The organism is Aetokthonos hydrillicola CCALA 1050 (assembly GCF_017591665.1).
In the GTDB taxonomy this organism is placed as follows: Bacteria; Cyanobacteriota; Cyanobacteriia; order Cyanobacteriales; family Nostocaceae; genus Aetokthonos; species Aetokthonos hydrillicola.
Genome location: NZ_JAAKGC010000003.1, coordinates 126363 through 150360, shown reverse-complemented (window position 1 = coordinate 150360; position 23998 = coordinate 126363). Strand labels below are relative to the sequence as shown.

21 protein-coding genes are annotated in these 23998 nt (G+C 40.5%); 12 read left to right on the top strand and 9 right to left on the bottom strand.

All coding sequences use genetic code 11. The features are described from left to right. Positions 1-1167 precede the first annotated feature (1167 nt). Together G4P69_RS02760 and G4P69_RS02755 are read left to right on the top strand one after the other, a co-directional pair. The gene (locus G4P69_RS02760) at positions 1168-2253 is read left to right on the top strand and encodes a hypothetical protein (RefSeq protein ID WP_208348231.1); all 1086 of its coding nucleotides are present in this window, start codon (positions 1168-1170) and stop codon (positions 2251-2253) included. A 15-nt stretch (positions 2254-2268) separates the two neighbouring features. Then, entirely contained in the window at positions 2269-2748 is a 480-nt protein-coding gene (locus tag G4P69_RS02755) for a QcrA and Rieske domain-containing protein (protein WP_208348228.1), read from the top strand. Here G4P69_RS02755 and G4P69_RS02750 read toward each other — a convergent pair. Next, on the bottom strand, positions 2741-4225 hold the full coding sequence (locus G4P69_RS02750) for an inorganic phosphate transporter (RefSeq protein ID WP_208345233.1): 1485 nt from the start codon (positions 4223-4225) through the stop codon (positions 2741-2743). The two genes, G4P69_RS02755 and G4P69_RS02750, sit on opposite strands and share 8 nt — an antisense overlap. A 98-nt stretch (positions 4226-4323) precedes the next feature. Between G4P69_RS02750 and G4P69_RS02745 the strand changes: the two genes are divergently transcribed. Continuing rightward, on the top strand, positions 4324-4827 hold the full coding sequence (locus tag G4P69_RS02745; protein WP_208345232.1) for a pentapeptide repeat-containing protein: 504 nt from the start codon (positions 4324-4326) through the stop codon (positions 4825-4827). Between the two features lie 197 nt (positions 4828-5024). Here the strand turns inward: G4P69_RS02745 and G4P69_RS02740 are convergent, their stop codons facing one another. From G4P69_RS02740 to G4P69_RS02720, 5 genes are all read right to left on the bottom strand, one after another. Further along, on the bottom strand, positions 5025-5711 hold the full coding sequence (locus tag G4P69_RS02740; protein WP_208345231.1) for a PHP domain-containing protein: 687 nt from the start codon (positions 5709-5711) through the stop codon (positions 5025-5027). 380 nt (positions 5712-6091) lie between these two features. Further along, positions 6092-7120, bottom strand: a complete 1029-nt coding sequence (purM, locus tag G4P69_RS02735) for a phosphoribosylformylglycinamidine cyclo-ligase (RefSeq protein ID WP_208345230.1) — start codon at positions 7118-7120, stop codon at positions 6092-6094. Positions 7121-7123: 3 nt separating this feature from the next. Continuing rightward, on the bottom strand, positions 7124-7330 hold the full coding sequence (locus tag G4P69_RS02730) for a hypothetical protein (protein ID WP_208345229.1): 207 nt from the start codon (positions 7328-7330) through the stop codon (positions 7124-7126). 127 nt (positions 7331-7457) lie between these two features. Beyond that, positions 7458-8057: a superoxide dismutase [Fe] gene (locus G4P69_RS02725; protein WP_208348225.1), complete on the bottom strand. Its 600-nt coding sequence runs from the start codon at positions 8055-8057 to the stop codon at positions 7458-7460. A gap of 420 nt (positions 8058-8477) precedes the next feature. Next, positions 8478-9215, bottom strand: coding sequence for a DUF3891 family protein (locus G4P69_RS02720; protein ID WP_208348220.1), 738 nt, complete (start codon positions 9213-9215; stop codon positions 8478-8480). Positions 9216-9587: 372 nt separating this feature from the next. Here G4P69_RS02720 and G4P69_RS02715 point away from each other — a divergent pair, with 372 nt between their 5' ends. Further along, positions 9588-10622: a J domain-containing protein gene (locus G4P69_RS02715; protein ID WP_208348217.1), complete on the top strand. Its 1035-nt coding sequence runs from the start codon at positions 9588-9590 to the stop codon at positions 10620-10622. Here G4P69_RS02715 and dprA read toward each other — a convergent pair. Together dprA and G4P69_RS02705 are read right to left on the bottom strand one after the other, a co-directional pair. Further along, on the bottom strand, positions 10619-11740 hold the full coding sequence (dprA, locus tag G4P69_RS02710) for a DNA-processing protein DprA (RefSeq protein WP_208342592.1): 1122 nt from the start codon (positions 11738-11740) through the stop codon (positions 10619-10621). The genes G4P69_RS02715 and dprA overlap by 4 nt on opposite strands. A 263-nt stretch (positions 11741-12003) precedes the next feature. Further along, entirely contained in the window at positions 12004-12234 is a 231-nt protein-coding gene (locus G4P69_RS02705) for an addiction module protein (protein ID WP_208342594.1), read from the bottom strand. Positions 12235-12357: 123 nt separating this feature from the next. On the opposite strand from G4P69_RS02705, the gene G4P69_RS02700 reads away from it, so the two are divergent. The 5 genes from G4P69_RS02700 to G4P69_RS02680 all read left to right on the top strand — a co-directional run bounded on the left by G4P69_RS02700 (position 12358) and on the right by G4P69_RS02680 (position 19464). Beyond that, the gene (locus G4P69_RS02700) at positions 12358-13269 is read left to right on the top strand and encodes a 5'-methylthioadenosine/S-adenosylhomocysteine nucleosidase (protein ID WP_208342595.1); all 912 of its coding nucleotides are present in this window, start codon (positions 12358-12360) and stop codon (positions 13267-13269) included. A gap of 18 nt (positions 13270-13287) precedes the next feature. Further along, positions 13288-14229 carry a hypothetical protein gene (locus G4P69_RS02695; RefSeq protein ID WP_208342596.1) on the top strand — a complete coding sequence of 314 codons (942 nt, stop codon included), beginning with the start codon at positions 13288-13290 and terminating at the stop codon, positions 14227-14229. Next, a complete protein-coding gene (locus G4P69_RS02690) occupies positions 14226-15194 on the top strand; it encodes an AAA family ATPase (protein ID WP_208342597.1) in 969 nt (322 codons plus the stop codon). The genes G4P69_RS02695 and G4P69_RS02690 overlap by 4 nt, the downstream gene beginning before the upstream one ends. Beyond that, on the top strand, positions 15181-17904 hold the full coding sequence (locus tag G4P69_RS02685) for an SUMF1/EgtB/PvdO family nonheme iron enzyme (protein WP_208342598.1): 2724 nt from the start codon (positions 15181-15183) through the stop codon (positions 17902-17904). Before G4P69_RS02690 ends, G4P69_RS02685 begins: the two co-directional genes overlap by 14 nt. Positions 17905-18657: 753 nt before the next feature. Then, the gene (locus G4P69_RS02680; RefSeq protein WP_208342599.1) at positions 18658-19464 is read left to right on the top strand and encodes an Rpn family recombination-promoting nuclease/putative transposase; all 807 of its coding nucleotides are present in this window, start codon (positions 18658-18660) and stop codon (positions 19462-19464) included. 8 nt (positions 19465-19472) lie between these two features. Here G4P69_RS02680 and G4P69_RS02675 read toward each other — a convergent pair whose 3' ends face one another. Next, positions 19473-20678, bottom strand: coding sequence for a glycosyltransferase family 4 protein (locus G4P69_RS02675; protein WP_208342600.1), 1206 nt, complete (start codon positions 20676-20678; stop codon positions 19473-19475). A gap of 117 nt (positions 20679-20795) precedes the next feature. Here G4P69_RS02675 and G4P69_RS02670 point away from each other — a divergent pair, with 117 nt between their 5' ends. From G4P69_RS02670 to G4P69_RS02660, 3 genes are all read left to right on the top strand, one after another. Further along, positions 20796-22193, top strand: a complete 1398-nt coding sequence (locus tag G4P69_RS02670; protein WP_208342633.1) for a TldD/PmbA family protein — start codon at positions 20796-20798, stop codon at positions 22191-22193. Between the two features lie 232 nt (positions 22194-22425). After that, on the top strand, positions 22426-23208 hold the full coding sequence (locus G4P69_RS02665; protein WP_208342601.1) for an FHA domain-containing protein: 783 nt from the start codon (positions 22426-22428) through the stop codon (positions 23206-23208). Between the two features lie 107 nt (positions 23209-23315). Next, positions 23316-23978 (top strand): ferritin-like domain-containing protein, encoded by a 663-nt coding sequence (locus G4P69_RS02660; protein ID WP_208342602.1) that lies wholly within the window; start codon positions 23316-23318, stop codon positions 23976-23978. Positions 23979-23998: the final 20 nt, after the last annotated feature.

Below are 23998 nucleotides of genomic sequence, written 5' to 3'. Positions count from 1 at the left end.
ACCCTGTAGTACGTTTCAGCTTGTGGTATTATCGTATGAATTACACCACAAACTGTCTCAGTTTAGACATAATTACACTTACGATCATATTATGTCAATAGCCTAATTTCTGCAATAAATTCAAGCAACTTTTATTAATCCATTAGGTTGTGGATATATGTAAAAAAAGTACTACGTCTAAAATTTGAAGACAGAACTCAGAACACACAATTGAGAATTCAGCATGAATTCTGTACGATTGATAGATGAGTAAGTGGGTTTAAGACCTGCTGCGTTAAATCTTTGATTTAACATTCTACAAGCGGAGATCTGAAATTGATTCTGAATTCTTCAATAAGACACTTGTTGATTATATTTTGGACTCAGGTTTCCTTGGCAGATGACAAGCTAAGAAGCTGTTTTTAACATACTAATGGTTCCTGGTTTCAATCATTGCTCGCAATATTACTTATTGACAGATATTGCAAATTCAGCATAGGTGAGGTAAATTTTTCATTATGATATCATTCAAATATGATAATACTTAACTGTGACGAGGATCACAGACAAGTAAATTTCCAAACCTTTATTCTGATAAATGTCCCTCTGATAAAGACAAAATAACTACTAAATCAGAGAACAAATCCTAAAGAAATCCTAATGTGAACTGAACCTCACAAGTATTTCTAAAAGGATTAGAAAGATGGTTAGGAAACAAGCTACTACATTGTTTTCAAAGCGATCAAAACTTTGACTAGTCGAAATCTCGATAGAAATTCTAGCGCAGTAGTTTACTTTACACCATTATATTACTGCTATCATCTGGATATTTTCTGTTTTTTGTAAAAAATATTTTTTCTAACCAGCTGAAAGGTTACTTTTTTGAGAATTTCTTGACAAAATAAGCAGAAAAATTCCAAATTCTAGATCTGTAGGTAACACTTTTACCTATATCATTGTTTTTGTTTGATTGGTTCTTTCTAAGTTTCTAGGTTGGGTGCATCAGTTAGGCACATACAAAGAATAAAATACTTAGCCGTCTAATTTATCGGACAATCGAACGCGAGTTCAGTTGCTGTCAAATCTCTTCGGGATTTGATGCAGCTATGTGTTTTATTTGTTGTATAAACCTAATTATCTAGAGTGAACTGATTGTATGGCTATCAATTTTGGGAGTGAACTAATTGTATGGCTATCAACAATGTCGTTTCGGTTCAAAGAAATTTTTTAACTAGAAACCGTAAAATTGCTTGGACTATTCTTTTGGCGATTATATCTTTTGCTCTATTTCTAGGAGTCTTTTTTGCAGGAATCAAAGCAGGATTGCCATTAGAATCCGAGAGAAAACTAGCCTCTAAAGTAGCAAAAGAGTTTATTGCTTCGTGTCCTGTCACAGATCCAGGAGATGAGTCAGCCCGTAATGCTTGTGGAGAAAAGCTTGGTCAATCAAAACTATTGACAAAAGTCATGGCTCCAACCTTTGTTTGGGGTAGGCAAGTCAATGTTAACGATTACGACGTCGTTAAAAACAGAACAATGACCAAATTTAACCCGTTTGTTTGGAGAAAGCTTTATGCTTCCACCTTCATGTTTACGGGAACATTTACAGTTGAGCAGGTACACGACTGGCAGGGACGGTTGTTAACAGTCGCTCATATCCCTTATAAGTTTCGTAACAAAATGGATATAGGAAGTTATCCATATCCTTTTTGGCATTCAAAGATTAAGTGGGACACATATCAACAGTCAAAAGAACTGTTAGTTGTTATTAACGAGGGCAAGATCTATGGTGCGCTTCGTTCCCTAGAGCAAGATCTTAACCGTGATTATGTGTCTAGAGAGTGGGATGGTCGATGGCATTGGATTAATAAAGAGGGGAAAGCGGAACCACATGTGACACTCTATAGTGCTCTGTTTTCTAAAAATAATCCTTATGTCGAGCAGTTAGATACTGCCTTTAGAGAATTGGAGGTAAATTCTAGAGAATATAACTGTGCAACTTGCCACCACCCTTCTAATCCTGCAAAGATTAGCCCATTAGGGTTTATGATTTACCCCAACCAAACATTAACGATGCGCCACAAAATCGTCAGTGTTATCAGATCAGACCGAATGCCACCAGCAGCAACTATTGGTGATGCTCCTCACAATACGCAATATATTCCGCCCGGAATTGCTGATGAGACAAAGAGGCTTCATCTACTGAAGCTAGCTGAAACTTTTGAGCAGACAGCAGATAAAGCTCTTGCTTTTGAAGGTCAGTCAATTGATTGAGAAGGGAGATTGTATATGAATCGTCGCAGTTTTTTAGATAAATTTCGTTTGGTTTGTCTTTCTAGCTCTCTGTCTTTTGCTTTCGCGGCTTGTTCCCAATCACAATCTTTAAAAAAACAGTCACAGAACCTTCCTACTCCACTAGCTAGTAAAGCGATTCGTCCTGACGGGTATATTTCTGTTGGAAAGATCAAAGATTTGAGTACTCAAGGGGCTATTGCTTCAAATGGTGGTGTTGCATCTCCTGTTGATGGTTTGAACACAATCATTGTTAAAAACCCCCAAGATCCTAAAACTCCCTTTGCGGTCAATCCGAAATGCACTCATCAAGGGTGTGTTGTAGAATGGCACGGAGACAAGAATGTTTTCATTTGTCCCTGTCATGGTGCTGAGTTTGACGCTTCAGGAAGTGTTGTTAGGGGACCAGCTGGTAAGCCCCTCCAAACCTACGCTGTGAAAGTTGAGGAAGGTTCTATTTTGATCAAAGCTACTTAACACCTAAAAGGTTCAGGATAATATACACGCTTGTTGTAAACATGGACGCTCCAAGCAGTGTACAAACTGGTAGTGTGAGTATCCAAGATAATGCTATATTCCTCAGCGTTTCTACCTGTAGCCCAGATCCACTTGCTGCCATAGTACCTGCAACTCCAGATGATAACACGTGTGTGGTACTCACTGGTAAACCAAAGCGATCAGCAGCAGAAATAGTTAATGCAGCCACAATTTCTGCTGATGCGCCTTGACCGTAGGAAAGGTTTTCCTTACCAATCTTTTCACCCACTGTGACGACGATCCGCTTCCAGCCAAACATTGTCCCAATACCTAGTGCTAAAGCCACAGCTACTTTTACAAAATTGGGAATGTATTGGATTTCTGTTTCTAACATTTTTTGGTAGCTTGTTAAAGTCTTTTTCTCCTGGGGATCCTTTAACTGATTCTGTTTGTTGAGTTTGCTAACTGCTGAGGAGAACAGAAACATATCACTTCGTAATGAACGGCGACCGCTAGTTGAAAAATTTTGAAAACTCGTCTTACCAGACAATTTCTCTGCGATCTGTTGATTCTTAATAGCAAGCGCAGGAAAAATTTGAGCGCTGTCTTTGCCGTTTGGTTTGTTAAAATTTGTCAATATATCAGCTGCTTGTAGGTCAGTTAAAGTCACCCCAGAAGCATAATGCTCAAGTATTGGGATTGTAGCCTGTGATGCAGCAGCTACCTGAGCGACATTTGTGGAATGAATGTTTAGTGCAAATACACCTGGAAGGATCGCAACTAGAATAAGTGTCAACAAACCCATGCCTTTTTGTCCATCATTGGAACCGTGGGCGAAGCTAACACCTGTACATGTCAAGATTAACAAACATCTCACCCAAAGTGGTGGTGTTTTCGTTTCGTCTGCTGGTTCAAACAGTTCTGGTTTCTGAATTAACAACTTGCCCAAGAGCAGCAGCGCTGCTGCGCAACAGAACCCCACCAATGGTGAAATCAAAAGAGCACTGAACACCTTTTTGACTGGTTCCCAGTTTAGCGCCTCATTTAACGCACTATCAGGTGATAGCAGTCCATGTGCTATGCTGATGCCCAGGATTGAACCAATGAGGGCATGTGAACTTGAGTTTGGTAAGCCTATATACCAGGTTCCAAAATTCCAGATAATCGCTGAAATGAGGATAGAGAAGATCATTGCGTAGCTTGATCCAGAACCAATAGCATCTACCAAATCAGCTGGTAGCAATGCTACAACGGTATAAGCAACGGTTCCACTTGATAGGAGTACACCGAGTAGGTTACACAACCCTGACCAGACAACAGCCACTGTTGGCTTTAATGAATGAGTGTAGATAACCGTAGCAACCGCATTAGCAGTATCGTGAAAGCCATTGATCGCTTCAAAAAAGAGCGCCAGTCCAACAGCCAATACTAGAAAAAATATAGTGCCTGTGGATAATGTTTCTCCAAAAAGTTGCATACTTTTTCTCTAATCTTTAGATACAACCGGATTCGCTCAACATTTCTGTTCAGTACGAGGTTTAATAATATTGTAGAAGTGTTGAGATTTATTAATTTATGATTACAAAGTGTTTGCAAGCATTAGCTGGGTTGATTTTGGCTATGGTTCTTTTTTTGTTTCCCCTAGCTGCACAAGCTGCTAGTTCTTCCAGTATTACTCGTTCTGTGAACAATAACCAAGTCAGTAGCCAAGACTTCTCAGGAAAAAATTTAATTGGTGCTGAGTTTACCAATGTCAATCTGACAAACAGTAATTTTAGCAATGCTGACTTACGGGGAGGAGTTTTTAACGGTTCGTTACTCCAAGGAGTCAATCTACATGGTGTAGATTTCTCTAATGGTATAGCCTATCTGGCAGACTTTAAGGGTGCTGATTTAAGTGATGCCATTTTAACGGAAGCAATGCTGTTGCGTTCTAAGTTTGATGATGTAAATATTACTGGTGCTGATTTTACCGATGCTGTTCTAGACGGTATAGAGATTAAAAAACTTTGTGCTAAAGCAAGCGGGGTTAATTCTAAGACTGGTGTTGATACTCGCGAGTCTTTAGGATGTAGGTAAAAACTTTGACGTAAGAATCAGGGAAATGTATATTTGGACTTAATTCCGCATAAATGAGTAAGACGGTTTGTTAGGGTGCAAGACTGTGATTGCGCCCTTTTTCCTTGAGATTCAGTTGAACAAAATTAAAATCCCCTGGTTGATTAGACCAGGAGTATTGCAAACAATTAACTTCATTTCCCTAGAGTGCGTGACTTTTACAATCGATGCAACAAGCTATGACCATGAGTATCAGTACCACAGGTATTGTAAAGCTCATACTCGATCGCTAATTGTTCCACCTGTTTTGACTCTGATGCACTAGGTTTCCATGGATTAGGATTGTTGTAAGCATAGAAAGTTTCGACACCATCGATACCTAATTGAGCAATTGTAGGAATCAGATCGTAATGCGATCGCCTATAACGAGCAGGATGAGCAAGCACCGCTAGTCCCCCTGCTTCGTGAATAGCAGCAATCACAGCTTCTGCTTGATAGTACGCACCTGTGGTCGGTTTTTTCTGAATATATGGTTTTATACTAGGTTCTTCTGGATCAAAGGCATAGCCTAAAATATGAACTTCAATATTTAGAATATTGGCATTGATTTCTACCCCACTCCACAAATAAGGAGCATCTGCACTTGGGTTATTCCACTTCCAGTCTTCCAACCAACTTTGCGCTGCTTGGTAACCGTCTATACAATGATGATCTGTAATAGCGAAGCCTTTGAGACCAATAGAGATCGCTTGTTCCATCAAAATATTTGGTTGCAGTCTACCATCAGAATGGGTAGTGTGCATATGGAAGTTGAAATACCTCGGACAACTTTGTGCACTAATATTCTGAAATACTTGCTTTAAGAGTTCCTTTGAAGCAATAGTCCGGGCAAAATAAACAGTCATAACCCCCTCTTATAAATTCATAACATTTTTCTTAACAATCAAATACCTGACATTACAGTCAACAGTTATCAGTTATCAGCTCTTAGCAGAGCTAGCTAGTATTAGCCAAAACAGTGAACAGTAAACAGTTATCAGTAATCGAGCCTATGAGGCTGTAGAAGTGCTAGCTAGTGTTAGTAGCAATTTCTTGGGCATCGTTGGCAAAAGTTTTCAATTTGTTAAGACTACGTTAGCAAATTCTGTGGGTTTCGGTCATGAGTAATTTCAATTCAACATATAAGATAAAGTATTTAAAACCACAAGAATTATAAGTATATTTCCGAGTAAAAAAGTGCTTTATTAACCGAAACGAATACTTTGGCAAAAATTGATATAAAATTTTATACTGGTAAACCCATTAATTCTCCTGAACCAGAAATTACCTCACCGATTTTATAAGCCGCAATATTGTGTAATTTAAAGTAAGAAATAGCTTGTTCTGCTTGATGGGGAGGCACTAACAACACAAAACCGATACCCATATTAAAGGTGTTATACATAGCTTGTTGGCTAACCGATCCCACTTCCGCCAACCACTTAAATACAGGTGGAGTAGACCAACTATTGGGCTCAATTTTAATAGCTTGCGCTTGATTTAAGCATCTAGGTAAATTTTCTGGTAACCCTCCACCAGTGATGTGAGCCATACCGTGAATTTCTAAACCTGCTTGACGCGCACTTAAGACTGGTTTGACGTAAATACGCGTAGGGGTAAGAAAAACCTCTCCTAAAGTTTGACCATCAAATAATTCAAAGCGATCGCTCCAAGAAAAGCCTTTTTCACTTACGATCTTTCTAACCAAACTAAAACCATTGCTGTGTAAACCCGCGCTTGCTAGTGCGATCGCCACATCCCCTATTTGAGACTGCGAACCATTCAACATCTGGCTTTTTTCCACAATTCCCACAGAAAACCCAGCCAAGTCATACTCACCAGTTTGGTAAAAACCTGGCATTTCAGCAGTTTCCCCCCCGAGTAAAGCGCAACCTGCTAGCTTACACCCAGATGCTATACCTGAAACTACTTGAGTTAGCTGCTGTTTATCTAGCTTACCTGTTGCCACATAATCTAAAAAAAACAGTGGTTCTGCGCCCGATGTCAACACATCATTAACGCACATCGCCACTAAATCAATGCCAACCGTGTCGTGACGGTTAAGCATGTGAGCAATTTTCAGCTTTGTACCGACGCCATCAGTTCCAGAAACCAAAACAGGCTCTTTAAATCCTCCTGGTAGCTGAAAGCAACCACTAAACCCGCCTAATCCACCAATAACTTCTGGTCTAAAGGTACTGTGTACTAGATCACGTATTTGATTTACAAATGCTCGCCCCGCTTCAACATCAACACCCGCATCCTTATAATCCATGACTTAAAAAACCTCATCCTCGATGCCAAGCCACCATTCTCCCAGATTCATCAGGTCTTTGTGAATATCTTCTAACTCTTGAACATATTCATCTTCTGAAATCAGAACTCGACGTTCTTGGAGCTTTTTTAGTCGCAGCTGCACCAATAGCCAAGGTTTGGCAATGCTGTTAGTTGCTTCTATGTATTGTGCTAGTTCGTCGCTATTCATTATCTAAAAAACAGCCACGAAGCGATCGTGACTGCGGATAAATTTACTCAATAGAACTCAGGAGTCAGGAATCAGAATTCAGCATAGATTCTGACTCCTGAATTCTGACGACTGTATTCTTTACTTATTATGCTTTGGCGTACTGTTCAGCAACAAAGTCCCAGTTAATCAACTGATCCAAGAAGTTCTTGATGAAAGCAGGACGAGCATTTTGGAAGTCAAGATAGTAAGCATGTTCCCAAACGTCTAAGGTTAGGAGTGCTTTTTGACCATGAGCGAGAGGGTTCTCTGCATTTGGGGTCTTAGTTACTTTCAGGGTACCACCATCATCAATCAACCAAGCCCATCCGCTACCAAACTGAGTTGCAGCAGCATTAGAGAACTCTTCTTTGAACTTGTCTAAGCTTCCAAAATCTTGTTGAATCTTAGTAGCTAGTTCTCCTGTAGGCTGCCCGCCGCCTGGCTTCAAACCAAGCCAATAGAAGTTGTGGTTCCAAATTTGACCAGCGTTGTTGAAGATTCCCGTCTTAGAGGGATCTTTAAAGGAAATTTTGATCACCTCTTCCAGCGACTTATCAGCAAGTTCTGTACCATCAACAAGCTTATTCAGGTTGTCTACATAAGCCTTGTGATGCTTATCATGGTGAAACCGTAAGGTCTCAGCTTTCATTCCGTACGGCTCTAGAGCGTTATAGTCGTATGGTAGTGGGGGAAGTTCAAATGCCATGGTGTAATCCTCTCGTTACCGTTTTTCAGTTTAGAGCTTCAGGTGCAGTTATAATTACAACTTAAGTGTTTAGCAGTTTCAAGTGCTAAATACTTAAACACAAAACTTAACGCTTTGATTCTACAGTAAAATCTGGTACTTAGCGCGTCCTCTTCAAGAGAGATTATTTAGGGATTGGGGATTGGGGATTGGGGATTGGGGATTGGGGCATGGGGAATGGGGCATGGGGCATGGGGCAAGGTGTATTATATTAATTCTCTAAAATAGAGCAACAAATGGGGTACGGGCGTTCACCTTTAGACGCAGCCTTCACCAATCCGTATGAAATTTGATAAAGCTTGATGGTAAAAGGATAACAGTAAACATTACCCCATTACCCATTGTCCTATGCCCCATGCCCCATGCCCCATGCCCATTGCCCTATTCCCTTTTAACAAATTCCCACTCTAGGGTTTCGATTGGTGCATTCTGGAGAGCTTGCGTCAGTTCGGTGTTGTTGTCAAATTTCAATTGCTCTAAGTAGCAAGCTTCTATATTGACAGTGAACTGATCTTCTTGAAAAGGCCAAGGTTTAACCGTTAGACCATCACTATACTCAATCACATCATAGCGTCTACCATCAGGCCCAGCAGCAATTTCTAAAGCACGTTCACCCGCAGGTAATACGCGATTGCAGAGAATGAGAGAGAGGCGATCGCACCATTGAAAAAACGCGTAAGCTTCGGCTGCGTCGTCTTTCGTCACATTTAACTCTTGACGCCATTGCTCTTGATGCTGTAATTGCTCATCCAAAAACTTATCTAATTCTGGTAATTTACCGCGATTTCCCTCATTAAGAAAACTCAAGTGCATCGAAATGAGCATTGCTACCCAGCGTCCCCGATATCGGGAGTTTTGTGCCATTTGCCGCAAAGGTTTCACGCCGCTTTCTTTGATTTCTTTGAGTAATGTAAAATCTAAGGGTGCCCCAGCTTCAGTGAGATGATTGCCTTCCCATTCTTTTTCTAAATCATCATGATGCGAAATTGCAGCAATCGTTTCTAGCCAGCGTATTGGACGTAGTTTTGGATGCCAATGTCCTGCTATTTGAGCAGCGAGCAAAGCATGGGCGCGATGATAAATCACTTCCCAACCCTTTTGATGTTGGTTAACAATCATTTACTAACGTCTCCAGACTTGTAGGTCAATCTGCGCTAAATGGCTTTAACATTTAGCTTGTAAGGATTGAGAATAACTTTTTTAGCTTGCAAGACTTTGGATAGATAAATCATCCACCAAGAGGACGAAAAATGAGTACCGCAAGCAGAAAGTCAAAGAAAAGAATTCAGGAGTCAGGAGCCAGGATTCAGAATTGCTCTTGTGGAAGTGATCGAGCATTCCAAAGGTTTAAGCCGCGTCTTCAACGTCGTTGGGGTACAAATTTATTCTGACTCCTGAATTCTGACTCCTGACTGCTTGTTTAAAAATTTTCTTGCTTCTAATCAAGGGAGATGTCAATATCGATATGGTCAAATAAATTATCTTTTTCACATGCCTCAGTCTACCTCATCCCTCGCTCTCTCATCGCACCATGTCCGCCTAGAAGAGCTAGAAAAAAAACATAAATGGTTGCTCAAACAGATTAAGAGAAAAAGGACTGAATTCAATAACTTCGTTGAGCAAATGCGTTCTCTAGCTACAGAAATATTTCAAAAAGCCACTCCTAGCTTCAAAAAACAAGCAGAGCTTGATCGCGAAATTCACAGTTTATTCGATGAAATTTTTACTACCAGAAAGTTAAAAAAACAGACTAAGAAAGATATCGCAGCAATTTACCGTAACCTCCAATTTATAGGTGTCATCAGTTTCAAAACTAGTAATTCAAAAGAAGAGACGCAAGTAGAAGAAACTTTTGAAACCGATAACCAAGACAACAGTTTCTCTGATGGAGATAAAGAACACTATAATAAACATCAAGAAGCACAACACACAACGGAATTTTCTTCCGCGCCCAGAACTGAAGCATCAAAAAAAGTTCGCCAAATATTTCTCAGGTTAGCCGAAATATTTCACCCAGATAAAGTATCTGACACTTCCACTCAGGCGTACCATACCGAGATTATGAAGGAAATCAACAAAGCCTACCAAGAAGGAGATCTAGCTCGGTTATTGGAAATTGAACGCCAACATCAGGTAGGAGAATCTATTGAGAGCAACAGCGAGAACGATTTGAGCCGAAAATGTACACAATTAGAACAAGAAAATCAATTCCTTGCAACTCAATATGAAAACTTGAAACGGGATCTCGCTCAAGTCAAACATACTCCTGAAGGCGGGATGGTTGCTAATTGCCGAAAAGCCAAGCGACAAGGAATTGATCCAATTGCCGAAATGTTGGCACAAGTCGAATTTGAAATTAAAATGATTACTGATATTCGTGATTTTGTGAGAGACTTCCGAGATGAGAAAATAACCGTCAAAGAATTTATTGATGGTCCAAAAACTAAGCGTAATAGAAATCAGGAAACAAAGGAAGAACTCTTTGAGCAGATGCTTGAAGATTTGGGGGTAACAATAGTATTTTAGCAACGTTGGTAACGCATTCCTGGTAATTGTGAGACTAAACCCATCAATTCTAACTGCAACAAAGCACTGGAAACCAATCCAGCAGCCATACCTGTTCGCTGAACAATAAAATCAAAGGGTAACGATTCTAAGGTTAGAGTATCCATAACCTGTTGTAGATCTGATGATAAAATTGGTAAACTTAGTTGCTGGGATGATGGAGAAGCTTCGACAACATCTATTTGTGGGATTGCTCCCAGCATTTTTAACAGTTCGTCTAGTTCCTTAACAATCAAAGCAGCACCTTGGCTTAGCAGTTTTAAACAGCCTTGTGATGGAGAGTCGTCTAGTCTTCCTGGAAGTGCATAAACATCTCGTCCAAACTCATTTGCATAGTCAGCGGTGATCAATGCGCCAGATTTTATCGGTGCTTCCATAACCAACACAGCACGACTTAAACCCGCGATAATTCGATTGCGACGAGGAAAGTGAGTGCGATCAGGTGGTGTTTTTGCTGGGTACTCGCTTAGCACTAACCCCTGTGTCAAAATCTGTTTGTACAATTCGCGATTTTTGTGGGGGTATACGACATCCACGCCCGTACCCATAACAGCTAAAGTACGTCCCCCAGCTTTCATAGTGGCGGCGTGAGCTTCAGTGTCAATTCCTTCCGCCAAACCAGAAACAACTGTAAATCCATTTTTAGCCAAAGCTATGCTAATTTGGCGAGTCCAACGAATTCCATATTCTGAAGGTTTCCGTGTACCGACAATACCAACTAATGGTTTTTGTCCAAGATTTTCTTGTAGTTCTACTTCTCCTCGATAGTACAAAACTGGTGGTGGACTAGGAGTTTCCAGCAGTAATCGGGGATATTCTGGATCTGCGGGTGTCCAGAAATAAGGGTTTTCTTGCTGGTGTGAAACGTAAAATTTTTCTGGATGCAGCTTAGAGCGTTGTTGTATTACTTTTTCTAAAGTTTGAACACCAAAACCCTCAACTTGTGCTAGTTGAGCATTTGGTGCTTTCCAAGCTGCTTCTAATGTACTAAAATGCTGTTGCAACCGTTGTAGTAATACTGGACCAATTCCAGAAATTTTTGACCAAGCTAGCCAATAAATCCGTTCTTCTTGTCCCAATTATCTATCCTCAAAACCTACTGAATTGATTATTCCCAGATTCAGTAAGTCATGGTTAGGATCTGAATCAAAAATCGCATTACATTTCCATCTTTCGCTTTTTCCAATAATCAGGTTTGCGCTTTCCATGTGCGATCGCTATAACCCAAATAACTTCTTCAAACTCTATAATAAATCAAGTCCTAAGCCAGCTTTTTGCTCCTCGTAGTAAGCAATTGCAGCATCAAGCTCCCCTCTTGCTTCATTGTGAATAACAATAAACTTCACGAATATTTTGCTCGTAACTCGGAAAATACTTGATTTGATGGTTCACCATTAGCTTTTCCACTATGAATATCTTCTAGGCGCTTATTTAATTCTCTATCCCAAGCAGCTTCTACATCATGATCAAAATCTTCATCTAAAGATAGAATCAGAAAGTGAGCAATTTCTGCTCGCTCTTGCGCGGAGAGTTGGGAAAGTTGAAGTTTGAGTTTTTTGGCTGTTTCGCTCATGTTCTGGCTTCTCCTGAGCAATAGTGGTAATTTTAACAGAAAGAACTATCTGTGTTAGGAACCAGAATTCAGGATCATATGATTTAAAATATGAAAATAGAATTTTACACCACAGGTTAACCTATGCCTTGCGCGGTTGTACTGACTGCTATTCCTGTAGAATATAAAGCTGTTCGTACATATCTAACAAACCTTCAGGAAGAAACACACCCTGAAGGAACAATCTACGAACGAGGAAATTTCTCATTTAATGGTAAGTCATGGGAAGTAGGAATTGTCGAAACTGGTGCTGGTAACACTGAAGCTGCTGTGGAAACTAAGCGAGCAATTGACTACTTTAAGCCAAATATTGTACTTTTTGTTGGAGTCGCTGGAGGAATTAAGGACGTTTCTCTTGGTGATGTTGTGGCTGCAACAAAAGTTTACGGTTATGAGTCAGGAAAAGTTGTAGAAACTTTTTTGCCTAGACCTAACGTTAGCAATGTGAGTTACCGTTTGGAACAGATAGCTAAGGCTGAAGCAAGAAAAGAAGATTGGTTAGAGAGGATTCACGGTGTTAATCAAACAAACACTCCTCATGCTTATGTGGGAGCAATAGCTGCTGGTGATAAAGTTTTAGCGTCGAAGGATTCTGAAGTCTATAAAATCCTCAGATCAAATTATGGTGATGCGCTAGCAGTAGAGATGGAGAGTCACGGTGTTCTCAAAGCAATTCGCGCCAATCCAGAAATTCATGTCTTAATTATTCGCGGAATTTCTGACTTAATTGATGGTAAGACCCAAGCAGATAAAGCAGGTTGGCAAGAAATTGCAGCAGATCATGCTAGTGCTTTTGCTTTTGAAATTCTGGCAAAGTTTGACTTGAATTTCTCTACTGTATCTAAATCTAATAACCAAACTGCTATTCAACTATGGAAAGAAAAACTACAATATTTCCGAGAACAGGAAGCAATTATTGCAAATCCTGCACAAAAGTTTGAACTTAGGGAACAGATTAAAGAGTGTAACCAAAAAATTAAGGAATTGGAGGCATAAATATTAGGCGTGGAAGAAATGGATGAAGAAGCACTCCAAAAATGGAAGGAGAAACTTGCATATTTACAAGCAGAAGAACCTGTGTTAGCAAATCCTGCACAAAAGTTTGAACTTAGGGAACAGATTAAAGAGTGTAAACAGAAAATTCAGGAATACGAAGAAAATATAAATATACGCTTACGAATGGCATTACTCTCTTTAAATTATACCCAGCAAGTTACTGAATTTAAGGATTTTTGGGAATCAGATCTAAGTCAAATAGGTTGTTTTCTGATTCGAGGAAAGCAACAGGATTGTCAACGTTGGCTAGTGCATCGATTACTGCACAAATCGAGCCAATGTTTTCCTGATAGCACAACGGGTAAAAAAATTCGGATTTCTCTTCCTACACATAAAGAGAATTATATAGATGAGGTATGGAAGAGATTGGGGAAAGATTTAGGTTTTCAATCTTTAACTTCACCTTCACCAGATGAACTAGCTGAACGTGCCTATGATTATTGGCAAGATGGAACAGTAGTGATTGTTTTTTCTAACTTGGATACGATATACAAAGATGAAATGAAGAAGTTAATTAACGAATTCTGGTGTCCTTTAGTAGAAATGGTGCGTCAGCATCCTCCTAAAACTTGCTACTCTTATCTTTCAATGTTTTTAGTTGACAATACAGGCTGTTCCTCTGACTGGGGAATTGACTTTGCTATAAATTTAAATGAGCAGCAGCTTTCACAACCTTTTGCTTTACAAACACTTGAAAACTTTTCCAAAGGTCAACTCAAAACCTGGGTGATGACTAATCGTACCCTACCAAACTTTCCACGGGAGAACAAGCGGCTACACAATTTAGCGGAAAATTTTTGGCAAAAAAGCCAACAAGGGATTCCTGAATTGGTGATGAAGCAAATTTGCGAGTATTGTAATTCAAGTTGGTCAACTATTAGTGAAGTGCTAGAAGTATGAATAATCTTCCTGAATGGAATCTTGAATATACTGGTACAGTTAATCCAAAACCAGAAGAAGGATTATCGCCATATCTTCCTAATGAAGAGTTAAAAGAATCAGTGAGACTAGCGATCGCGCTTGAACGTCCCTTGTTAATCATGGGTGAACCCGGTAGTGGAAAGACTCGGTTAGCAGGTGCGATCGCCTATGAATTCACAAAAAAAAATCACCAACTCCTTGAAGAACGGGGACTACAAAGTTATCCCTACGAAGCATGGTATATTAAATCCACTAGTCGCGCTAGAGATGGACTTTATGTCTACGATGCAGTTGCTCGCCTGCGTGATGCGCAACTAGCAGCAGTGAATCAGTTAGATACTCAGGGACTTGATCGCCTCAAAGACCCTAATCAGAAAGATTATATTAAATACGGAGCATTGGGAAAAGCATTTCAAAATCCTTTACGAACAATTATCCTCATTGATGAAATCGATAAAGCTGATATTGACTTTCCCAACGATTTATTATTAGAGTTAGATGAAAAACGATTTTTCATTGAAGAAACTCAAACATGGGTTCCGGATAATGAAAAAAAAGCACAACCACCCATTGTGATTATCACTAGCAACAATGAAAAAGACCTACCCAACGCCTTTTTACGTCGTTGCATCTTCCACTACTTAGATTTTCCTAATCAAGAAGAATTAACCGCTATTGTTAATGCGCATTTTCCTAAAATACCAGATCTGACAGAATCCTTAGTGAAAAGCTTTGTAGAACTGCGTGAAGGGACAGACACAAACAGTAGCAAACAGGTTAGTACCAGCGAATTGATTGACTGGATTAAAGCACTCTTACTTTCCTTTACACCGCAGCAAATTCGTGAGAAAATTAAACAAGGGAAAATCCCATTTTTAGGGGTGTTGCTCAAGACCCGCGAGGAACAAATTCGCTATCACAGGCAGCCGCATGACACCAAATGACCTGCTAAAATTATTCTACGGATTGCGGCAAGCTGGATTACCTTTAAGAATAGAGGATTACCAACTGTTATGCCAAGCTTGGGACAAGGGCTTTAAACCAGAGAACTACCGAGAATTACGGAAATTATGTCAGCGTTTGTGGGTGAAGTCTGTTGCAGAAAGACAGTGCTTTGAGAATTATTTTGACCAGTGCTTACAAGAATGGTCATCTCAAGGAGAAAGTGAATTTTCACCAGATCAACCTCACAGAAGAACCACACAACCAGAACAAACCCCACAAACACAACCAACACCGCAATATCAACCTTACACAACAACCCCAGACACCCCAGAAAATCTCGATATTGCGCAAGCAGTTAACCAATCGCAACATACCAACAAACTTATCCCACCAGGTAAGTTTACTCTCAATGACGAATACTTTCCTGTGACACGGCGACAAATGGAACAAGGCTGGCGGAAACTGCGTCAACCAATACGACAAGGATCTCTTACTGATTTAGATATTCCAGCCACAATCAAACGCATTAGCCAGGAGGGGTTCTTTCTTGAAACTGTGCTTCTCCCTAACAAAGTCAATCAAACCAAACTGCTGTTATTGATTGACCAAAGTAATTCTATGATACCTTTTGCACCGTTATCAGAGAGACTGGTAGAAACAGCTATTCAACAAGGACGTTTGGGAGAAACAAAAGTTTATTACTTTCGCAACAGCTTTAGAGACTTTCTCTACCTTGATCCTGACTTGCTGGAAAAGAAATCTCTCACCGAGATCATTCCTCACCTGCACAAAAATCATACAGTTGTGCTCATTTTTAGTGATGGAGGTGCAGCGCGTGGTGGTTTAAACTTAAAGCGAGTCGAGTTAACCGAAAAATTTCTCACTCAAATTAGACCTGTCGTACGACAAATTGCGTGGTTAAACCCTCTACCAGTAAATCGTTGGCGTGGTACAACCGCTAATTGGTTAGCGAAGCTGGTTTCTATGTATCCTTTTAATTTAACTGAATGGCGGAGAATGATTGATGAACAGCGAGGAGGACAGAAATTTCTCAGAGAGTATAATTATCAAGATACAGAAAAGAATTCTGGTTTCTCCTCTCAGGTAGAGAATAGGCTAAAACAAATACAGCCCGCAAAAACATCTTCAGACGATTTCACTTCATACGAAACTGCTAGCCGTTACATAGCCGATTTTGCAAAGTTAGGTCGATCATACCTAGACTTAGCTTATCACGCTGCATTCCCTCTCGCCATCACCCCGAACTTACTTTATTATCTGCGAGAAAATTTCCCCTACGACCAGCAAGGTAAAAAATTGAATATCCCTTGGCTTGCTGTTGGAGACCTCTTGTTGTCTAATCTTTGCAATCCCGCAGGAGGTCAACTCTATGAAATGGATAGCACCGTCAGGCATTTATTATTAAAATTGCTGCAAACTGATAAACGATTTGGCAATCAACGCTTAGAACAGCTATCTGATTGCTTACTCTTTTACATCCAGCAAAAATTTAACCATACAGCTTTAGATATTAAAGATTTTGGCGATCGCCCAGAATGGATTGCTTTAGCTTACACGAAACCTAATGAGTTAGCTCGTGAGCTAGCTCAAATGTTAGAACAAATTTATTCACAAGATAAAGTTGAAAAAATTAGAACAGTATCTCTACCCTCAAAGTTTGCAGAACCATTAGCCGAACATGGTTTTGAACCCCTCCTCACCTTTGCGCGTGGATGGGGACGTAAAATAAGGGGGTATGAGGAAAGCGCTAACGAACTATTTGACCAGATTTCTTCAGAATTAGATGTTGAAGGTGTTAAATTAAAAATCCCGAATCGCCCAGATTTACCCCGATTTTCTTTTGAAGTTGTCACTGTGGATTCTAAAGGAAGAATAATTAAACGGGAACACCGAGAAGCTCAATACTTCGTTGAAAACCTTGGGAATAACGTTACTTTAGAAATGGTCGCTATTCCAGGTGGTACATTCATAATGGGTGCGCCTGAAACTGAAGAAGGGAGTAGTGATGAGCAAAGACCTCAGCATAAAGTCACCGTTCCACCCTTTTTTATGGGTAAATACCCTGTAACCCAAGCACAATGGGAAGCTGTAGCGATTCTCCCTCAAGTTAACCGGGAACTCAAGCGCGATCCATCTCAATTTAAAGGAAAAGATCTTCCTGCAGAAAATATTTTTTGGGATGATGCAGTTGAATTTTGTGCTAGACTATCAAAAGCAACCGGACGTAATTACCGATTGCCAAGCGAAGCCGAGTGGGAATATGCCTGCCGTGCTGGAACGACTACCCCGTTCCATTTCGGACAGACTATTACTTCAGAGCTAGCAAATTACTACGCTGAGTCTACCTATGGTGGTGCTCCTAAAGGCAATCATAGGCAAAAGACAACTCCTGTAGGCAGTTTTCGAGTCGCAAACGCCTTCGGGTTATATGATATGCATGGTAATATATGGGAATGGTGTACTGATGACTGGCATGAAAACTATGATGGTGCGCCAGACCAGGAAGTTGCTTGGTTAAGCAATAAGAATATTGAAGGTGAAGCAAATATCAAGCTACTGCGTGGCGGTTCGTGGGACGTCAGTCCGAGGTTCTGTCGTTCGGCGTATCGCGTCAGGAACGCGCGCGACTCCGGGAGCCTCAATGTGGGTTTTCGCGTGGTCGTGGTTGGTGCAGCCAGGACTCTTTAGCCCTTTGCTCTCTTGCCCTTTTGCACTCTACCCTTCTTCTACCCTTCCGCCGCAGGCGGATCGATTTTTTTTAGATTTTTAGTCTACTTTAGATAATATGACACAACCGGTTTTATTTTGTCAAGAGGTTTGGGGAATTAAGAATTAGCAGGGAATAGAAGTGACTGCATTTTAATCAGCCAGGGATTATAAATCCCTGTCTAAAAGCTAAATTCCTCTAGAAGAGGAATGGAAACGAATGTTTTATAGTTCAATCTTCGATACTTTTGTGGCGTTAATTCAGTATTTATATTTAAAGGTGCAAGATCTGAGTCAACCAACTGAGAGATCGGGAGTTGAGCGAAGTCGAAACTCGCATTTCCCAGGTATTTTCTTTCTTGGAAATCACCTTATTAAGTCAGTGAGCGTTGTAAAGTTTTTATGAAGAAGAATTCAGGAGTCAGAAGTCAGAAGTCAGAATGGTAAATTCTGGTAAAAACCTCGTCCCTTGTGGGCGAGAAAGGGGTTGAAACTTTTCCTAAAACACCATCCCTTTATGGGTGGTGAGTCCAGCGCTGCAGGAGGGTTTCCCTCCGTAGGCGACTGGCGAACCCGAAGGGTGTATTCTGACTCCTGTATTCTGACTCCTGACTCCTGTTTTATACCTACATAATTGAGAATTAAAACCCGATCTAATTTTGGAGCATCGCTCAGGTCGTGAAAGTATGGTAATTTTAAAAGTCATAATCATTCTGCTTGTAAATACTCCGCTCGGTGAAAACAGACAGCATATTCTATCGTCTATTTCAAGAATTCCCCAACATATTCTTTGAACTCATTGGCAATTCTCCCGAAACTGCCACAGGGTATCAATTCTCATCAGTTGAAGTCAAGCAAACAGCTTTCCGAATCGATGGTGTATTTCTCCCAAAAACGGAGGAACTACCCATTTATTTTATAGAAGTCCAGTTTCAAACAGACTCAGAAATTTACTCACGGCTGTTTACAGAAATTAATTTATACCTACGTCAAAATCAACCAGAAAATGATTGGTTTGCGGTGGTTATTTACCCAACGCGTAGCATCGATAGCGCAAAAACCAAACACTACCACGAGTATTTTGTCTCAGGGAGAGTCTCCCGTATTTATTTAGATGAGTTAGGAGAAAACGCGTCTCTACCCATTGGCATTGCTACGATTAAATTAGTGGTAGAAAATGAAGATAAGGCAATACAAGAAGCTAGGGAGTTAATTACTAGAACCAGTCAGGAAGTTAATTCAGTACAACAACAGCAACAATTATTACAATTGATCGAGACGATTTTGGTTTATAAATTCCCCAGTATGAATATCGAGGAGATACAGGAAATGTTTGGCTTAAGCGATTTGAAACAAACACGAGTATATCAGCAAGCTTTTGCAGAAGGAGAACAGAAAGGAGAACAGAAAGGTGAACGTAGAGGGAAGTTACTTGCTGTACGACCAATGTTATCTGCTGGATTGACAGTGGAACAGATCGCACAGGCTTTAGGTTTAGCTGTTGACGAGGTAAGGCAAGCTGCACAACAACCTCCTCAGTAAGCGAGGAATCATGAAGTTTGAGGGTGTTCCCAGAAAACGTGCGATCGCTCTTCCACCACCCGCTTATAAATCTCTTCGGTTTGCTTGGCTAATTTTGTCCAATTAAAGCGTCGCTCTAAATCCTTATAAGCATTATCGATCAGCCATTGCTGATAACGAGGGTTTTTCAACACCTCCAAAATACCCCAAGCAAGGGAATCTGGATCATTGACATAAGTGACAATTCCTGTCCTCGTATGCTGCACCACCTCGGGAAAACCACCCGTATTAGAAACTACTACAGGAACGCGAGAAGCAAAGCTTTCTAAAGCAACAATTCCAAAGGGTTCATAGAGACTGGGAAAAACAGCGCAATCGGCAATGGTTTGAAATTTATCTAAGTATTCATCGGAGAGAAAGCCTGTAAAATAGCACTTATCCCAAATTCCCAGGTTCCAAGCTTGCTTTTTAAGCTGATCAGCATTACCACCGCCAACAATCACAAACTTAACGTAACCTCCCATTTCTGAAAGAACCTTGGGAGCAGCACTTAGCAATATAGAAACACCTTTTTCATACGTCATACGACCTACGTAGTAAACAATTTTCTCCTCATCTTCTGCAAATTTACGACGAAAATCTAACGCATGAAAGTCGTTTTGGCGTTGTTTTTTTTCTGGTCGAATACCATTGTATACAACGTCGATTTTATCCCATGGGCTATGTAGCGCCCTTTGTACTTCGTGGCGCATATAGTCGCTACAAACGATAATTCGCCAAGCATTGAAAGCCAGCTGTTCTTCTTTGCCATTGATATAACGCTGAGTTTCAGTGTGTATACCATTGTGACGACCGTATTCTGTAGCGTGGATTGTAGCAATCAAAGGTATTTTGAAATTATGCTTGAGCGCGATCGCCGCATCTCCCACCAACCAATCATGAGCATGAATCAAATCAAAAGGACCATCGCTGAGTATGAGCTTACCTCCATGACGCCCCAGACTCTCATTCAAGTTAACAACCCAATGTAAAAAATCATTACCATTAGGCACAGGTACACGATGCACGCGTATATCTTCTACTACCTCATACAGAGGTGCATTGTTAAACTCTGGGGTTAACAGGTGAACTTCATGTCCCAGTTTTACTAGTTCTGGGTACAACTCCGCCACATGACGAGCAATTCCTCCAACTATGCGGGGCGGAAACTCCCAACTCAGTACTAGTATCTTCATTGCACAATTTGATCAATATGTTTATAGTGGAAGGTTTACTTCTCTAAAGGATACACTGTAGAGGATGTTCTTACAGTGACACAGAAGAAACTGTTTCGTCATTGTTCCTGCCAAAAAATGCAGAATTTACTTACAGACACACACAATTTACTTTCTGACTTGATTGCCCGCTACTCATCTAGAGTAGATTATTTAATGATTCGTCTTGAACAAGACGAAGACACCGATATTTTAATACGTGGCAACAAAGTCGAAACTCTTAGCGAAGGGATCTCAATCGGTGGACAAATTCGCGCTTGTTATAAAGGTGGATGGGGGTTGAGCAGCTTTAACCGCTTGACGACAATTCAAGAACGTATAGAAGAAGCGATCGCCGCAGCACGAATGGTTGGTGATGAAGAAACCATACTTGCTCCGGTGGAAAGTATTCGAACCGTCCGCCAAATACCACTCACAGGTACTGATCCTCGGACAATTCCAATTTCCTCCAAAAAAGAATTATGCGATCACTATACTGACTTGTTAAGAAGCGTTGACCATCGGATTACCACAACCTCAGTACGTTATAGCGATAGTGCGCAACGAATAATTCTTGCTACCAGTGAAGGATCCCTGATTGAACAATCTTGGGTAGATATGGAAATGCGTTTTGCGGCTACAGCCAGAAATGGCGAAACCGTACAAACTGGAAGAGAAACTATCGGATCTCGTAAAGCCTACGAAGATTTAGCTAATTTAGATGAAAAAGTCAAATGCGCAGCACAAAGAGCAGTTGTAGCCTTATCGTTACCACCAGTTAAAGGCGATGTTTATACTGTCGTCATTGATCCCATTCTCACTGGGTTATTCGTCCATGAAGCTTTTGGACATCTTTCTGAAGCCGATATGGCTTACGAAAATCCAGATATATTAGAAGTTATGACTCTTGGACGGCGTTTTGGACCAAAAACGTTGCAAATTTTTGATGGTGCTGCATCTGAAGGGCATCGTGGTAGTTATTTTTACGATGATGAAGGCACACCTGCGACAACTACGCAATTGATTAAAGATGGCGTTTTAGTCGGAAGGCTTCATTCTCGAGAAACTGCTGGTAAATTGAATGAGGCACCAACTGGCAATGCACGATGTCTGAATTATCACTATGCACCAATCGTGCGGATGACAAATACCTGGATAGAACAGGGAACAACGCCTGTTGAAGATTTATTTAGCGATATAAAAGAGGGAGTTTATGCTCGTAACTGGTTAGGTGGCATGACAAACGGGGAGATGTTTACCTTTAGTGCTGGGGAAGCATGGATGATTAGAAACGGGAAAATTGCTGAACCCGTAAAAGATGTAACCCTTTCAGGGAATGTTTTCCAAACGCTAGCGGATATAGAGGAAATTGGTAATGATTTCGGTTGGGATGAGTCTGGTGGTTGCGGAAAAGGTGGACAAAACGGTTTACCTGTAGGCTGCGGTGGTCCAAGTTTACGAATTCGAGATGTCGTTGTTGGGGGAGAAGCCGTTTAAAATTAGGGTGTAGGGTGTGGGGTGTGGGGTGTGGGGTGAAAAAGTATTAATAGAAACATGATTATAAGATAACCCATACAATTTTCTTCTCTTGTTTTGCCTGACGGGTAATCTTGGGTTGAGAAAGGAGTAAGATGGAGACAAATATTATAGATAATAATTGTCAAAAATTATTTTTGCCGAGTTACAAGATAATTTAAATTAATAGAAACATTGCTCCTACAAGCAAGTCATGCAAAACACAAGTAGATTAGAGACAACAGGGCTAAATTTAGAGCTTTTTCACGTTCAGACTAACACTTCTTTTGAGTTGGCAACGAATTTGGCTGTCATTCATATTGGGAAGCCAAAGGAGAAATTTAACCCAGATATCAATGTTTCAGTCTTACCAGATACTGATTTTGTTTCTCGGCGTCATGCAGAGATTCATGTGGACAAAGGCAATTACTATCTTGTAGATGTGGGCAGTACCAATGGTACTTATCTTAACAACATTAGGCTAAACCCACAAGAGCGCTACTCCCTAAGCTTAGGAGATAAAATAGACTTGGGTCATGGAAATCGGGTAACTTTTATATTTTTGCATAAACAAAATGTGGTTCATCAAACCGATACCATCCTTAATAATCCAGGAACAGTGATTCAGATTGAATTCCTCGGTGGACAAACCAAAAAAGCTCCAATGGATGGGCGGAGTAAGCCTGTCGGTTTGGTAGCAATGGCTGTGGGAGTTTTGGTTTTAATAGTAAATATTCAAAGTGGTGTTGTTATACTGATTCCAAGTATACTTCTATGTCTTGGAGGCGTTGTAGTCTTAACTTGGCGTAATGTCTACCGGATTTTAGGCTGGGTTTCAATAGCTTTAGGAATAGCGGTTATGCTTTTAATTGGCAACGCTTTTTCGTCAGTCTCTTTTTTCGTTATCCTTGTATCCTGTGCTTTATTGGTAGCTGGGTACCAACTGTTTAGTACAGGTAAGATATTAAATATAGTTTGCGATCGCACTAGGAATTAATCAATAATATCAAGAAGCTGCGAACTGTATCAGATCCAGCAATATAAAGCAAGAATCGTCATTAGTATGAGGAACGTAAACTCCTAAGAGTAAGCGGGAATCTAGGCATGAATTTCTTGACTTACATCGTACATCTAGCAAGTTCTAGTGCAGTTGCATATTACTCTGCATCTCAAATCCGCGATCCTAAAACTCGCCCCAACGTTCTTGTGGATTTGCAACAAGCCGAACTTGGTACCGTTTCTTTTTTGCAAGCACTTAGCGATCGCGCAACAGCAGAAGGTAATGCAAGGCTTGCAGAAAAACTTACAAAACACGCTGCAGACGAAAAAAGGCATGGTCTAATTTTTACTCATGCTTTAAAAGAGATTAACAAACAAGGTATAAACTTACCAAGCAAGACAGATAGACAACGATCAAAAGAACTATACCGCGTCTCCTTTACTGCTTACTATGAGGGATATACCGAAGAACAGTTAAAAGCAAATGTAATCGATTGGGATGTATTTATGGCTAGCACTTACATTCTAGAGTTGGATGGTAGTGGAGAGTTGACTCGGATGGCGAATGCGCTACCTGAAGATAACCAAAGCGATCGTAAGCTCAAGTTGGGAATGCTGAGTATTGCTAAGGATGAGACTTATCACGCAGCGTATCTATACGAGGCGATGATGGAGCGTATGTCTGCAACCCAAGTGCAGAAACTAGTCGATCATTGGCGGACTCGCAAACTAAATGCTTTGATGGCGATCGCTGGGACTCTACTGTAACACCAAAAATTGCTTACTCG

Bases quoted from the DNA above. Each gene is read 5' to 3' on its own strand.
- G4P69_RS02740 (WP_208345231.1), bottom strand. From the start codon at position 5,711: ATGACTGTTTATTTTGCCCGGACTATTGCTTCAAAGGAACTCTTAAAG.
- purM (WP_208345230.1), bottom strand. From the start codon at position 7,120: ATGGATTATAAGGATGCGGGTGTTGATGTTGAAGCGGGGCGAGCATTT.
- G4P69_RS02675 (WP_208342600.1), bottom strand. From the start codon at position 20,678: ATGAAGATACTAGTACTGAGTTGGGAGTTTCCGCCCCGCATAGTTGGA.
- G4P69_RS02685 (WP_208342598.1), top strand. From the start codon at position 15,181: ATGACACCAAATGACCTGCTAAAATTATTCTACGGATTGCGGCAAGCT.
- G4P69_RS02695 (WP_208342596.1), top strand. From the start codon at position 13,288: ATGGATGAAGAAGCACTCCAAAAATGGAAGGAGAAACTTGCATATTTA.
- G4P69_RS02705 (WP_208342594.1), bottom strand. From the start codon at position 12,234: ATGAGCGAAACAGCCAAAAAACTCAAACTTCAACTTTCCCAACTCTCC.
- G4P69_RS02690 (WP_208342597.1), top strand. From the start codon at position 14,226: ATGAATAATCTTCCTGAATGGAATCTTGAATATACTGGTACAGTTAAT.
- G4P69_RS02700 (WP_208342595.1), top strand. From the start codon at position 12,358: ATGCCTTGCGCGGTTGTACTGACTGCTATTCCTGTAGAATATAAAGCT.
- G4P69_RS02760 (WP_208348231.1), top strand. From the start codon at position 1,168: ATGGCTATCAACAATGTCGTTTCGGTTCAAAGAAATTTTTTAACTAGA.
- G4P69_RS02670 (WP_208342633.1), top strand. From the start codon at position 20,796: ATGCAGAATTTACTTACAGACACACACAATTTACTTTCTGACTTGATT.
- G4P69_RS02715 (WP_208348217.1), top strand. From the start codon at position 9,588: ATGCCTCAGTCTACCTCATCCCTCGCTCTCTCATCGCACCATGTCCGC.
- G4P69_RS02725 (WP_208348225.1), bottom strand. From the start codon at position 8,057: ATGGCATTTGAACTTCCCCCACTACCATACGACTATAACGCTCTAGAG.
- G4P69_RS02660 (WP_208342602.1), top strand. From the start codon at position 23,316: ATGAATTTCTTGACTTACATCGTACATCTAGCAAGTTCTAGTGCAGTT.
- G4P69_RS02720 (WP_208348220.1), bottom strand. From the start codon at position 9,215: ATGATTGTTAACCAACATCAAAAGGGTTGGGAAGTGATTTATCATCGC.
- G4P69_RS02665 (WP_208342601.1), top strand. From the start codon at position 22,426: ATGCAAAACACAAGTAGATTAGAGACAACAGGGCTAAATTTAGAGCTT.
- G4P69_RS02730 (WP_208345229.1), bottom strand. From the start codon at position 7,330: ATGAATAGCGACGAACTAGCACAATACATAGAAGCAACTAACAGCATT.
- G4P69_RS02745 (WP_208345232.1), top strand. From the start codon at position 4,324: ATGATTACAAAGTGTTTGCAAGCATTAGCTGGGTTGATTTTGGCTATG.
- G4P69_RS02750 (WP_208345233.1), bottom strand. From the start codon at position 4,225: ATGCAACTTTTTGGAGAAACATTATCCACAGGCACTATATTTTTTCTA.
- G4P69_RS02755 (WP_208348228.1), top strand. From the start codon at position 2,269: ATGAATCGTCGCAGTTTTTTAGATAAATTTCGTTTGGTTTGTCTTTCT.